Source organism: Streptomyces antimicrobicus (genome assembly GCF_020532625.1).
GTDB lineage: Bacteria > Actinomycetota > Actinomycetes > Streptomycetales > Streptomycetaceae > Streptomyces > Streptomyces antimicrobicus.
On record NZ_JAJAUY010000167.1, the window covers coordinates 1 to 12,435 of the forward strand.

11 protein-coding genes are annotated in these 12,435 nt (G+C 74.4%); 3 read left to right on the forward strand and 8 right to left on the reverse strand.

Annotation, left to right across the window (positions count from 1 at the left end):
* Positions 1-116: 116 nt before the first annotated feature.
* Entirely contained in the window at positions 117-1,418 is a 1,302-nt protein-coding gene (locus LG632_RS27025) for a diaminobutyrate--2-oxoglutarate transaminase family protein (RefSeq protein ID WP_226730178.1), read from the reverse strand.
* A 307-nt stretch (positions 1,419-1,725) separates the two neighbouring features.
* Between LG632_RS27025 and LG632_RS27030 the strand changes: the two genes are divergently transcribed.
* Positions 1,726-2,895: a trypsin-like serine peptidase gene (locus tag LG632_RS27030; protein WP_226730169.1), complete on the forward strand. Its 1,170-nt coding sequence runs from the start codon at positions 1,726-1,728 to the stop codon at positions 2,893-2,895.
* A 60-nt stretch (positions 2,896-2,955) separates the two neighbouring features.
* On the opposite strand, the gene hflX is transcribed toward LG632_RS27030, so the two are convergent.
* From hflX to miaA, 6 genes are all read right to left on the reverse strand, one after another.
* Complete coding sequence (hflX, locus tag LG632_RS27035) at positions 2,956-4,434, reverse strand: GTPase HflX (RefSeq protein ID WP_226730170.1); 1,479 nt, start codon at positions 4,432-4,434, stop codon at positions 2,956-2,958.
* 114 nt (positions 4,435-4,548) lie between these two features.
* Entirely contained in the window at positions 4,549-6,006 is a 1,458-nt protein-coding gene (locus tag LG632_RS27040; RefSeq protein WP_226730171.1) for a M1 family metallopeptidase, read from the reverse strand.
* A 73-nt stretch (positions 6,007-6,079) separates the two neighbouring features.
* A complete protein-coding gene (locus LG632_RS27045) occupies positions 6,080-8,155 on the reverse strand; it encodes a RelA/SpoT family protein (protein ID WP_226730172.1) in 2,076 nt (691 codons plus the stop codon).
* A gap of 139 nt (positions 8,156-8,294) precedes the next feature.
* Positions 8,295-9,167, reverse strand: coding sequence for a diaminopimelate epimerase (gene dapF, locus LG632_RS27050; RefSeq protein WP_226730173.1), 873 nt, complete (start codon positions 9,165-9,167; stop codon positions 8,295-8,297).
* A gap of 128 nt (positions 9,168-9,295) precedes the next feature.
* Positions 9,296-9,808, reverse strand: a complete 513-nt coding sequence (locus LG632_RS27055) for a hypothetical protein (protein ID WP_374203597.1) — start codon at positions 9,806-9,808, stop codon at positions 9,296-9,298.
* A 125-nt stretch (positions 9,809-9,933) separates the two neighbouring features.
* Positions 9,934-10,872: a tRNA (adenosine(37)-N6)-dimethylallyltransferase MiaA gene (miaA, locus tag LG632_RS27060; protein ID WP_226730174.1), complete on the reverse strand. Its 939-nt coding sequence runs from the start codon at positions 10,870-10,872 to the stop codon at positions 9,934-9,936.
* A gap of 164 nt (positions 10,873-11,036) precedes the next feature.
* On the opposite strand from miaA, the gene LG632_RS27065 reads away from it, so the two are divergent.
* Together LG632_RS27065 and LG632_RS27070 are read left to right on the forward strand one after the other, a co-directional pair.
* Positions 11,037-11,288: a gliding motility protein gene (locus tag LG632_RS27065; RefSeq protein ID WP_226730175.1), complete on the forward strand. Its 252-nt coding sequence runs from the start codon at positions 11,037-11,039 to the stop codon at positions 11,286-11,288.
* A 25-nt stretch (positions 11,289-11,313) separates the two neighbouring features.
* Positions 11,314-11,583, forward strand: coding sequence for an antitoxin (locus tag LG632_RS27070; protein WP_226730176.1), 270 nt, complete (start codon positions 11,314-11,316; stop codon positions 11,581-11,583).
* A gap of 73 nt (positions 11,584-11,656) precedes the next feature.
* Here LG632_RS27070 and LG632_RS27075 read toward each other — a convergent pair whose 3' ends face one another.
* The gene (locus LG632_RS27075; RefSeq protein ID WP_226730177.1) at positions 11,657-12,376 is read right to left on the reverse strand and encodes a class III extradiol ring-cleavage dioxygenase family protein; all 720 of its coding nucleotides are present in this window, start codon (positions 12,374-12,376) and stop codon (positions 11,657-11,659) included.
* Between the last annotated feature and the right edge of the window lie 59 nt (positions 12,377-12,435).

Genomic DNA, 12,435 nt, shown 5'->3' on the forward strand with positions numbered 1-12,435 from the left:
CTCGGGCGCCTGGTGCGGCGACGGCTCGGGCGCCTGGTGCGGCGACGGCTCGGAGGACGGGGACGGCACGGCGGGGTCGGGGCTGGAGGTCACGGCGGGTTCCTTGGGGATGCGGATCAGTGCGGCCGGGTACGGGCGACCGCGTCGAGGGCGTCGGCGAGCCGGTCGAGGACAGCGGCGGCCTGTTCGTCGGTGAGGGTCAGGGGCGGCAGCAGCCGGACCACGCTGGAGTGCCGCCCGCCGAGCTCCACGATCAACCCCCGGTCCAGGCAGGCCCGGCGGACGGCGGCCGCCAGGTGCGGGGCCGCGGGGGCGGGGCCGCCGTCGTGGTCGGGGGCCTCGGGGTCGACGAGTTCGAGGCCGATCATCAGTCCGCGGCCCCGGACGTCCCCGACGTACGGATGCCCGGCGGTCATCCCGTGCAGGGCGGCGAGCATGCGCGCGCCGAGCCCGGCCGCGCGTTCGGCGAGCCGGTTCTCCCGGACGTAGGCGAGGGTGGCGGTGCCGGCGGCCATGGCGAGCTGGTTCCCGCGGAACGTTCCGGCATGCGCTCCGGGCCGCCAGACGTCGAGTCCGCCGCGGTAGACGACCACGGCGAGGGGGAGGCTGCCGCCGATGGCCTTGGACAGCACCATCACATCGGGGACCACGCCGGAGTGGTCGACGCCCCAGAACGCCCCGGTGCGTCCGACGCCGGTCTGGACCTCGTCGGCGATCAACGGGATGCCCCGGGCCGCGGTGATCTCGCGCATCCGGCGCAGCCAGTCGTCCGGGGCGGGCACGACCCCGCCCTCGCCCTGGACGGGTTCGAGGATCATCCCGGCGGGGGCGGGGACGCCGCCCTTGGGGTCGTCGAGCAGGTGCTCGGTCCACCGCGCGCACAGCGCCGCGCCCTCGGCGCCACCGACGCCGAACGGGCAGCGGTGGTCGCTCGGGTAGGGCAGCCGGGTCACGCGGACGCCCTCGGCGCCGCCGGAGGCGTCCAGCGATCCGGTGGTCATGCCGTGGTAGGCGCCGGTGAAGGCCAGCAGTCCGGTGCGGCCGGTGGCGGTGCGGACCAGGCGCAGGGCGGCCTCGACGGCGTCGGTGCCGGCCGGTCCGCAGAACTGGATCCGCGCGTCCGCGGCGAGTTCGGCGGGCAGGTTGGTGAACAGCTCGGTGACGAAGGCGTCCTTGACGGGAGTGGCGAGGTCGAGGACCTGCAGCGGCGCCTCCGAGTCGAGGACCCGCCGGACGGCTTCGAGGACGACGGGATGGTTGTGCCCGAGGGCGAGGGTGCCCGCGCCGGAGAGGCAGTCGAGGTAGCGGCGCCCGTCGGCGCCCTCGATGGTCAGTCCGCGGGCGCGCACCGGGACGATCGGCAGGGAGCGCGCGTACGTCCGGGCGGCGGACTCGCGTTGGGACTGCCGGCGCAGGATGGCGTCCCGTTCGCCGCCGGGCCCGGGGAGGGCGGCGGTCGAGGGGGCGAGTGCGGCCGCGGCTGCGGCCTGTCCGGTCGTCACGGCCACGACTGTCGGTCCTCCCGCGTGAGTTGCCCGGCGCGGCACGGCGCCGGCGCGCCCTGCTGGCGCCCGTCCCCCGTCCGTACCAACGACGGTGGGGGCGGCCGATCACGGGTGCGGCGAAGATCCTTGCAACCGCGGACCCGGACTTCGGCGTCCTGGGCGGCGACGGCATAGTGGGGTGCTGCACTTCGCGCTTCGACCCACCAGGGGGATTGACGACATGCGACCGAACCGACCGGTCACCGCAGTACTGTGCGCGGCCGCGCTCGCGCTGACCGCAGCGGCCTGCGGGCCCGGCGGCGACGATGCCGGCGGCGACGCCAAGCCGACGGACGTGGCGGCCAGCGGTCCGGCCGACGGGATCAAGATCCCGGAGCACCTGAAGGACAAGCTCAAGGAACGCGGCCTCGACCTGGACAAGTGGAAGGGCGGTGCCTGGAAGAACTGGAAGAAGGAGGACTGGCTCCGCGAGGCCAACGACTTCATCAACCCGATCATCGAGGACCTGTGGGACCCGGACCGGATGCGTGACGCCCAGCGCCCGGACAAGCCGGTGACCGACCCGGACCTCGGCAAGGACCAGGGCGTGACGGACCCGGCCCCGGCGCCGGTGACCGCCAAGGCCGTGGGGACGCCGTACCACCAGAACGCCCCGGAGGCCGGCAAGGTCTTCTTCGACGGCCCCGAGGGCTCGATGGTCTGCTCGGCGACCGTGGTCAAGGACCCGGCGCACCCGGGGAAGTCGAACATGGTCTGGACGGCCGGCCACTGCGTGCACGCGGGCAAGGCGGGCGGCTGGTACCGCAACATCGCCTTCGTGCCGTCGTACAACAACGCGGGCAAGTCCCAGGCGCAGCTCAAGGGTGCCAAGCGCGACGAGGTCGCCCCGTACGGGGTGTGGTGGAGCGACTGGGCGCAGACGTCGGACCAGTGGATCGCCCAGGGCGGTCCGACCGGTGGCCAGGGGGCCCCGTACGACTTCGCGGTGCTGCACGTGACGCCCGAGAAGGGCTCGGCGAAGTCGCTGGAGGAGACCGTCGGTTCGGCGCTCCCGGTGGAGTTCGCGGCGCCGGCCGTGCAGAAGGTCGCGAGCATCACGGCCACCGGCTACCCGGCGGCGGCGCCGTTCGACGGGCAGCGCGCCTACCAGTGCACCGACAAGCCGGGCCGGCTGTCGCTGAACGCGAACGACCCGGTGATGTACCGCATCGGTTGCACGATGACCGGTGGTTCCTCGGGCGGCGGCTGGGTCGCGGCGGGTGCCGACGGCAAGCCGGCGCTGGTGTCGAACACCTCCATCGGCCCGGCGAAGGCGGGCTGGCTGGCCGGTCCGCGGCTGGGCCCGGAGGCCAAGGCGGTCTTCGAGGCGGTCAGCCGCAAGTTCAAGTAGGACGACGCCGGAGGGCCCCCCGCACGTGGTGCGGGGGGCCCTCCGGCGTTCGCGCGCGGCTCAGTGCCGGGCGGGCACGTACGGCGCCAGGTCGGCCGCGAGCTCCTGGTGGACCCTGGCCTTGAGCAGGGTGCCCTCCGGGGTGTGCTCCTCGGAGATCACCTCGCCCTCGGCGTGGGCGCGGGCGACCAGGGAGCCGCGGGTGTACGGCACCAGGGCCTCCACCTCGACCTCCGGCCGCGGCAGCTCGGCGTCGATGAGCGCGAGCAGCTCGGCCATGCCCTGGCCGGTGCGGGCCGAGACGGCGATGGAGTGCTTCTCGATCCGCAGCAGCCGCTGGAGGACCAGCGGGTCGGCCGCGTCCGCCTTGTTGATCACCACGATCTCGCGGACGTCGACCGCCCCGACGTCGCGGATGACCTCGCGGACGGCGGCGAGCTGCTCCTCCGGCGCCGGGTGCGCGCCGTCCACCACGTGCAGGATGAGGTCGGAGTCGCCGACCTCCTCCATGGTGGAGCGGAACGCCTCGACCAGGTGGTGGGGCAGGTGCCGGACGAATCCGACGGTGTCGGCCAGCGTGTAGACGCGGCCGGTGGGCGTCTCGGCCCGGCGCACGGTCGGGTCGAGGGTGGCGAACAGGGCGTTCTCCACCAGCACGCCCGCGCCGGTGAGCCGGTTGAGCAGCGAGGACTTGCCGGCGTTGGTGTAGCCGGCGATGGCGACCGAGGGGACCTTGTTGCGGCGGCGTTCCTGCCGCTTGAGGTCGCGGCCGGTCTTCATCTCCGCGATCTCCCGGCGCATCTTGGCCATCTTCTCGCGGATCCGACGCCGGTCGGTCTCGATCTTGGTCTCACCGGGACCGCGGGTGGCGAGGCCGCCGCCCTTGCCGCCGCCCATCTGGCGGGACAGGGACTGACCCCAGCCCCGCAGCCGCGGCAGCATGTACTGCATCTGCGCGAGCGAGACCTGCGCCTTGCCCTCGCGGGACTTGGCGTGCTGGGCGAAGATGTCGAGGATCAGGGCGGTCCGGTCGATCACCTTGACCTTGACGACGTCTTCGAGCGCGATGAGCTGGCCGGGGCTGAGCTCGCCGTCGCAGACGACGGTGTCGGCACCGGTCTCGACGACGATGTCGGCGAGCTCGCGGGCCTTGCCCGACCCGATGAAGGTGGCCGGGTCCGGCTTGTCACGGCGCTGGATGACACCGTCGAGGACGAGGGCGCCGGCCGTCTCGGCGAGCGCGGCGAGCTCCGCGAGGGAGTTCTCCGCGTCCTGCACCGTGCCCGAGGTCCAGACGCCGACGAGTACGACGCGCTCCAGGCGCAGCTGCCGGTACTCGACCTCGGTGACGTCCTCGAGCTCCGTGGACAGGCCGGCGACCCTGCGGAGGGCCGCTCGCTCGGAGCGGTCGAACTGGTCGCCGTCCCGGTCCCCGTCGATCTCGTAGCTCCAGGCGACGTCCTCCTCCATCAGGGCGTCGGCCCGAAGGCTCTCGGTGTAGCTCTGCGCGTCCTGTGAAGAGGAAGAAGAGGAGGTCATTGGATCCTTACGTCGGTATACGAGTGGTGTACGGGTACAACGTGTCACACCGGTCGGGGATTCCCGCGGGCGGCCCGTCGACCTCTCGATGGTGACATGCCCGTTCCACCGGGGTCACACCCTTTTCGGGGTGCTCCAGTCCGGATGCCCCGGCATCGGCGGGGTGGTCTTCCCGTAGAGCCAGGGCTGCAGGAAGGCCGTGAGGTCCGTGCCGGCCTCCTGCGAGGCCAGGCGGACGAAGTCGTCCGTGCCGGCCACGGAGTCGGCGTACTCGGCGACCCAGCGGCGCTGGACCCGGTCGAAGGCGGCCGTGCCGATCTTCTGCCGCAGGGCGTACAGGACCAGGGCGGCGCCGTCGTAGACGACCGGTCGGAACAGTCCGATCTTCTCGCCGGGCGCGGCGGGCCTGGGGGCGGCCGGCGGGCCGCCGGCCGCCCGCCACTGGTCGGAGCGCTGGTACGCCTCGCGCATCCGCCGCTCCAGGGAGTACTTGCCGAGGCCGTCGGCGTACAGGGCCTCGTACCAGGTGGCGTGCCCCTCGTTGAGCCACAGGTCGGACCAGGTCCGGGGGGTGACGCTGTCACCGAACCACTGGTGGGCGAGCTCATGGACCATGATCGACTCCACGTACCACTCGGGGTAGCCGGTGTCGGTGAAGATGCTCCGCTCGAACAGCGACAGGGTCTGGGTCTCCAGCTCGAAGCCGGTGGAGGCGCGGGCGATCAGCACGCCGTACGTCTCGAAGGGGTAGCGGCCGACCCGCTGCTCCATCCATTCCACCTGGCCGGGGGTCTTGGCCAGCCACTTCTCCAGCCGGGTGCGGTCGGCGGCCGGGACCACGTCGCGCAGCGGCAGGCCGTGCGGCCCGGTGCGCCGCACGACGGCGGAGTCGCCGACGGAGACCTGGGCGAGCTCGGTGGCCATGGGGTGGTGGGTGCGGTACGTCCACGTGGTCCCGGCGGCCCGGGCGCCGACGGCCCGGTGGACGGGCAGGTCCGGCAGTCCGTTGGCGACGGCGGTCAGGCCCTCGGGGACGGTGATCCGGAAGGTGTAGTACGCCTTGTCCGCCGGGTGGTCGTTGCACGGGAAGACCCGGTGCGCGGCGTCCGCCTGGTTGGCCATGGCCAGGCCGTCGCCGGTGGTCACCCAGCCGCCGTCGGCACGGCCGCGGGGGTCGCTGGTGTGGCGGACGGTGATGTGCAGCGGCACCCCTTCGGGCAGGGCGGTGCGGGGGGTGAGGACGAGGTCCTCGCCGACGCTCTGGAAGGTCGCCGGCCGGCCGTTGACCTCGGCGGAGGAGACGGTGCCGTGGGTGAAGTCGAGGTTGATCCGCTCCAGCGGCGCGACGGTCCTGGCACTGATCACCGTGACGGCGTCGAGCGGTTCCTTGTTGCTGCGGTACGTGAAGGACAGGTCGTACGCGAGGACGTCGTACCCGGGGTTGCCGAGGTCCGGGAAGAGCCGGTCGCCGATGCCCAGCGCCTGCGGGGGCGGCGGCAGCACGGCGGCGACGAGGGTCAGGGAGGCGGCGGCGAGCAGCCCGGCGCGCAGCCGGGCGGAGGTGAGGCGCATCCCCCACCGCATACCAGGGGGCCCGCCACGCCCGGGTACGACGCGCGGCGGGACCACCCGAAGGAGACCCCGGTCAGGCCCGGCCGACGTCGTAGACGCCGGGGACGTCGCGCATGGCCCGCATCAGGGCCGGCAGGGTGGCCGCGTCGCGCAGGTGCAAGGTGTAGGTGTGCCGGACCCGGCCCTCGACGGGCGGGTCGACGGTGGCCGAGATGACCTCGACGTGCATCCGGGCGATGGCCTCGGTGAGGTCGGCCAGCAGGTGGGGGCGGCCGAACGATTCGGCGACCAGCGTGACGCGGAAGTCGGCGGCCCCCCGCCAGTGCACCGCGACCGGCGACCGGCCGAGGGAGCGCATCTGCCCGGCCACCGCGCACTCCACCCGGTGCACGGTGACCGCACCGCCGCGGACGACGAAGCCGGCGACCGCGTCCGGCGGCACGGGCGTGCAGCAGCCCGCGAGCCGGACGGGCGCGTCGGGCAGGTCGGCGACGGCGTTGCCGCTGCCGGGGCGCAGGTTGACCACGGTCAGCGGGGCCCGCGGCGCGGCCTGGGCCGGGCGGGTGCTGCCGGGGTGTGCCCGCAGCCAGCCGCTGATCGCGATCCGGGCGGCCGGGGTACGGGCGTGCTCCAGCCAGTCGGCGGCCGGCCCGGCGGCGGGGTCGCTGCCGAGCAGCAGCTGAACGGTGTCCCCGTCGGCCAGGGTGCTGGCCAGGGAGGTGAGCCGGCCGTTGACGCGGGCGCCGATGCAGCCGTGGGCGGCCTCGCCGTGCTGGGCGTAGGCCGCGTCGATACAGGTGGCGCCCGCCGGCAGGCTGATGGTGCCGGGGGCGGCGCCGTCGGCGAGGAAGACGGTGATCTCGCGGTCCTGGGCGAGGTCCTCGCGCAGCGAGCTCCAGAAGGTGTCGGGGTCGGGCGCGGACTGCTGCCACTCCAGCAGCCGCCGCAGCCAGCCGGGCCGGGTGGGGTCCACGCGCTCCTCGTCGGGGTCGCCGGGGGCGGCGGGGGCGCTGGTGTAGGGGTTGCCGAGGGCGACCACGCCGGCCTCGGCGACCCGGTGCATCTGCCGGGTGCGGACGATGACCTCGGCGATGACGCCCTCGGGGGTGGCCACGGCGGTGTGCAGGGACTGGTAGAGGTTGAACTTGGGGGCGGCGACGAAGTCCTTGAACTCCGAGACCACCGGGGTGAAGCAGGTGTGGAGCTCGCCCAGGGCCGCGTAGCAGTCGGCGTTCTCCGCGACCAGCACGAGCAGCCGGCCGAAGTCGGAGCCGCGCAGCTCCCCGCGCTTGCGGGCGACGCGGTGGACGGAGACGAAGTGCCGCGGCCGGATCAGCACCTCGGCCTGGATGCCGGCGTCGCGCAGCACGGCCCGTACGGAGTCGGCGATGGCGGGCAGCGGGTCGCCCTCGGCGGCGTGGGCGGCGATCAGGGCGCGGGTGTGCTCGTACTCCTCGGGGTGCAGGATCGCGAAGACCAGGTCCTCCAGCTCGGTCTTGAGGGCCTGGACGCCGAGCCGTTCGGCCAGCGGGATCAGCACGTCGCGGGTGACGGTGGCGATGCGGACCTGTTTGTCGGGGCGCATCACGCCCAGGGTGCGCATGTTGTGGAGCCGGTCGGCGAGCTTGATGGACATCACGCGGACGTCGTTGCCGGTGGCGACGAGCATCTTGCGGAAGGTCTCGGGCTCGGCGGCGGCCCCGTAGTCGACCTTCTCCAGCTTGGTGACGCCGTCGACGATGAAGGCGACCTCGTCGCCGAACCCGGCGCGGACCTGATCGAGGGTCACGTCGGTGTCCTCGACGGTGTCGTGGAGCAGAGAGGCCGTCAGGGTGGTGGTCTCCGCACCGAGTTCGGCGAGGATCAGGGTCACCGCGAGCGGGTGGGTGATGTACGGCTCGCCGCTCTTGCGCGTCTGGCCGCGGTGCGAGGACTCGGCGAGCACGTAGGCGCGGCGCAGCACCGACAGGTCGGCGTCGGGGTGGTGGGCGCGGTGCGCCTCGGCGACGTGCCCGATGGCGTCCGGCAGGCGGTCGCGGGCGGTCGGACCGAGCAGCGCCGCGCGGCCCAGCCGGCGCAGGTCGAGGCGGGCCCGGCCGCGTCTGCGGAGCTCGGGCGGTGAGTCGGGGTTCGTGGCCTCTGCACTCATGGGCACCTCCGGCGGCTTCGACCGGCGTCGGCGGGCAGGGGTGAGCCCTCAGGGCCGGTGTCTGATGCTACCGACCCCACCACGTGGCGCAGTCCGGCTCTCGCTGAGCGTGAAACGGATCACCCATGAGAGGGAATCTTCAGCCGAAAGCCGTTTCGGTGAGCCAGGCCGGGTCGAACTCTCCGGAGGCGACGATCACGGCCGGGCCGGTCATGTCGATCGCGCCGTCGGGGTGCTCGGTGATCGTGAGCGTGCCGCCGGGGAGGTCGACGGTGTACGTGGCGGGCTCGCCCGTGACGGCCGGGTCGGCGCCGTCGCGCCGGATGGCGGCGACGGCGACCGCGCAGGCGCCGGTGCCGCAGGAGCGGGTCTCGCCGGAGCCGCGCTCGTGGACGCGCATGGCGACGTGGCGGGGGCCGCGGTCGACGACGAACTCGACGTTCACCCCGTCGGGGTAGACCTCGGCGGGGCTGAAGGGCGGCGGCGCGAGCAGGTCGCCGGCGTGGTCGAGGCTGTCGACGAACGCGACGGCGTGCGGGTTGCCCATGTTGACGTTGCGGGCGGGCCAGCTGCGGTCGCCGACGGTGACGGTGGCCTGCTCCTCGGGGAGGGCGGCGCGGCCCATGGAGACGGTGACGTCGCCGCTCTTGTCGAGGTGGACCCGCTTGACGCCGCCGCGGGTGGCGACGGCGAGGTCGCCGGCCTCGACGTGGCCGGCGTACTGCAGGTAGCGGGCGAAGACGCGGACGCCGTTGCCGCACATCTCGGCGACGGAGCCGTCGCTGTTGCGGTAGTCCATGAACCACTCGGCCTCGTCGGCCATGGGGCGCGCCTCGGGGTGGGTGGCGGACCGTACGACGTGCAGCACACCGTCCGCACCGAGCCCGGCCCGGCGGTCGCACAGCCGGGCGACGGCGTGCGGGGGCAGGTCGAGGGTGTTGTCGGGGTCCGGGAGGATGACGAAGTCGTTCTCGGTCCCGTGGCCCTTGAGGAAGGCGAGTGCGCTGGTCACGGGCCCATCGTAGCCGGGGCGCGGGACGGCGGGCGGAGGGATCCGCCTGGTGGGACGCCCGGCGCGGCGGGCGCGCGGCCCGCGCGCCGGTACGGCTTCCGCGCCCCTGCGGCCCGCGTGCTGCGCCCCTACGGCCGCAGCCGGGCCACGCGCCAGACCGCGAGGGCCACGGCGGCGAGGGTGACCAGGGCGTAGAGGGCGACGATGCGCCAGTCGGGGCGGCGGCCGGAGCCGCGCGGGGGCAGGCCGGGCCAGGTGTAGCCGACCCGGCGGGCGGCCATCATGCCCCAGCCGCCGGCGCAGGAGCTGATCAGCAGGCCCAGCATGGCCACGACGGCGCCGCCGTCACCGAACTCGAAGGCGAGCGGGAAGGCGAACATCAGCGAGCCGGCGGCGGCCAGCATCACGATCGGGGCGATCTGCCAGATCCGCAGCCGGCGCTGCGGGCGCAGCTCGACCTCGACCTCGGGGCCGGAGACGTCGACGGGGCCGTCCTCGCCGGTGCCGAGCGCGTCGGGACCGTCCGGGGTCAGCCGGGCCGGGTCGGCGGGCAGCCCGAGCCCGTCCTGCAGCAGCGGGTCGGCGTCCCGCCGGGTGTCGTCGCCCCGCCCGGTGTCGCGAGGGCCGGCCTCCATCGCCACGCGCCCTCCCCACTCGGACTTCGTATACGGCAGTTCACCGCCGGTGGTGGAACCGGTGGAGTTTGATGATGGCACGCCCCAGGACCCCGATCTGCCGCTCGGGGCGTCCCGATGCCATCACGTGATCAGGCTGTGACCGCTCGTTCGACCAACGACTGCGCGAGCCGGGGGAGTTCCCCCCGGTCGGCGGCCGCTCCGCTGAGCCAGTGCACCCGCGGGTCGCGCCGGAACCAGGAGTCCTGGCGGCGGGCGAACCGCTTGGTGGCCCGGACGGTCTCGGCGCGGGCCTCGTCCTCGGTGCACTGCCCGGCGAGCGCGGCGAGGACCTGCTGGTAACCCAGCGCCCGGGAGGCGGTGACGCCCTCGCGCAGGCCCTGGGCCTCCAGTGCGCGGACCTCGTCCACCAGGCCCGCCTCCCACATCCGGTCGACGCGCAGCGCGATCCGCTCGTCCAGCTCGGGGCGGGCGACGTCGACGCCGATCTGGATCACGTCGTAGACGGACTCGTGCCCCGGGAGGTTCGCGGTGAAGGGCTTGCCGGTGATCTCGATGACCTCCAGCGCGCGCACGATGCGGCGGCCGTTGCTCGGCAGGATCGCGGCGGCCGCGGCCGGGTCGAGGGCGGCCAGGCGGGCGTGCAGGGCGCCGGGGCCGCGCTCGGCGGCCTCCGCCTCCAGCCGGGCCCGGACGGCGGGGTCCGTGCCGGGGAACTCCATGGCGTCCAGGGCGCCGCGGACGTACAGCCCGGAGCCGCCGACCACGACGGGGGTGCGGCCCTCGGCGAGCAGCCGGTCGATCTCGGCGCGGGCGAGGCGCTGGTACTCGGCGACGCTGGCGGTGACGGTGACGTCCCAGATGTCGAGGAGGTGGTGCGGCACTCCGCCGCGTTCCTCGGTCGTCAGCTTCGCGGTGCCGATGTCCATCCCCCGGTAGAGCTGCATGGAGTCGGCGTTGACGACCTCGCCGTCGAAACGGCGGGCCAGGGCGACGCCCAGATCGGACTTTCCGGCCGCGGTGGGACCGACGACGGCGATGACGCGCGGGGCGGGGGCTGCACTTCTCACCGACCCAGTCTCGCAAACCGCCGGAGGTGAACCCGATCGGGCTACGTGACGGAGTGGGGGCGGTGTCGTTGCCCTGGCGGGGTTGCGGCCGGACGGGCAGCCGGTTCGGGCCGGTCCGTCCGGGGCGGAACTTCACTCGCACGAGTACCGTTGGAGGAGTAGACATGGGCGTTTTCAGCCGGTTCCGCCGCCGTAAGTCCGAGGCGTCGACCGAGGAAGCCGCAGCCGCGGCGGTCTCGGCCGAGGACGGGACGGAGGCGGCCGCCGAGGCCGAGGACGGGGCCGCCGCCGCGACGCAGGACGCGGCGGCGGCCGCTGCGGACGAGGAGACCGCGCCGGGAGGCGTGGACATCCCCAAGCAGCAGTCCGCCGGGGCCGCGGCGGACAGCGAGGCCGGCGAGGGCGCCCGTAGGTAGCTACGTGCCAAGGGGAAGGTGACCCATGGGCTTTCTGGACCAGCTGAAGGACAAGCTCGCGCCCGCGAAGGACAAGGTCGGAGACCTCGCCCAGCAGCACCAGGGCAGGATCGGAGAGGGCCTGGACAAGGTCGCCAAGGCCGTGGACCAGCGGACCAAGGGCAAGTACCACGACCGGATCGCGACGGGAGCGGACAAGGCCAAGGGCGCCCTGGGCAAGCTCGCGCACAAGGACTCCCCCGGCGGGCCGACACCGCCGGCGGGTCCGGCGGGACCGGGACCGGCGGGGCCGTGACGCGGCGGCCCCTTTCACGCCGAGGGGCGCGGAACCTGCGGGTTCCGCGCCCCTCGGCGTGCGCCGGCCCCGGTCAGGACCAGGCGGCCACGAAGTACCCGACGCCGTAGGGGGCGTCCTCGTACAGCAGGCGGCCGCTCAGCCCGCGTCCGGCGGCGGCCGCGGCGAGCACCTGCCAGGGGGCCCGGCCGGCGGCCTGGAGCTCCCGGGCGAGGACGGGGTCCAGCGCGGCCAGGGCCTCGGTGTCGGCGGCGGCCAGGGCCCGGCCGATCCCGGCGTCGAAGCCCTCGGCGCGTGCGTCGAGGTAGCCGGGGGCCTTCAGGGTGCGGCAGGCACTGCCCTCGCCCAGGACCAGCATGGCCACCCGGGCGCCGGACGCGGCCAGGTCCGCCCCGAGCAGCGCGCACGCGTCGGGCTCCAGCCCCTCGGCCACGGCGACCCCGGCGATCGGGGCGGCGGCCCAGCGGGCCTGCTCCAGCAGCCAGGCGCCGACGGCCAGCGAAGGGGGCAGTTCCGTGCCGGTGGCGTGGCCGGAGCGTTCTTCCGGCTCCGGGCCGAGCCGTACGGTCAGATCGACGCCGAACCCGGCGAAGGAGCCCCGGGTCCCCTGGTCGTAGGCACCGCCCTCGGGCGAGGAACCGATGACGACCAGCAGATCGGGCCGGGAGGCGGCGAGCACGGCGAGCGCGTCGGAGCAGGCGGTCCGGGCGGCGGCGAGTTCTTCCGCGGCCCCGGCCGCGACCTGCGGCACGAGCAGCGGCGGAGCGGGGCACACGGCGGCGGCAACGAGCATGATCGCAGCCTAGCCGCCCGGCCCCCGGCGGGGCCCGGCGGCCACGGGGCCGGGTGCCC

Coding starts and splice junctions, on each gene's coding strand:
- LG632_RS27030 (WP_226730169.1), top strand. CDS start 1,726: ATGCGACCGAACCGACCGGTCACCGCAGTACTGTGCGCGGCCGCGCTC.
- hflX (WP_226730170.1), bottom strand. CDS start 4,434: ATGACCTCCTCTTCTTCCTCTTCACAGGACGCGCAGAGCTACACCGAG.
- LG632_RS27040 (WP_226730171.1), bottom strand. CDS start 6,006: ATGCGCCTCACCTCCGCCCGGCTGCGCGCCGGGCTGCTCGCCGCCGCC.
- LG632_RS27045 (WP_226730172.1), bottom strand. CDS start 8,155: ATGAGTGCAGAGGCCACGAACCCCGACTCACCGCCCGAGCTCCGCAGA.
- LG632_RS27065 (WP_226730175.1), top strand. CDS start 11,037: ATGGGCGTTTTCAGCCGGTTCCGCCGCCGTAAGTCCGAGGCGTCGACC.
- LG632_RS27070 (WP_226730176.1), top strand. CDS start 11,314: ATGGGCTTTCTGGACCAGCTGAAGGACAAGCTCGCGCCCGCGAAGGAC.
- LG632_RS27075 (WP_226730177.1), bottom strand. CDS start 12,376: ATGCTCGTTGCCGCCGCCGTGTGCCCCGCTCCGCCGCTGCTCGTGCCG.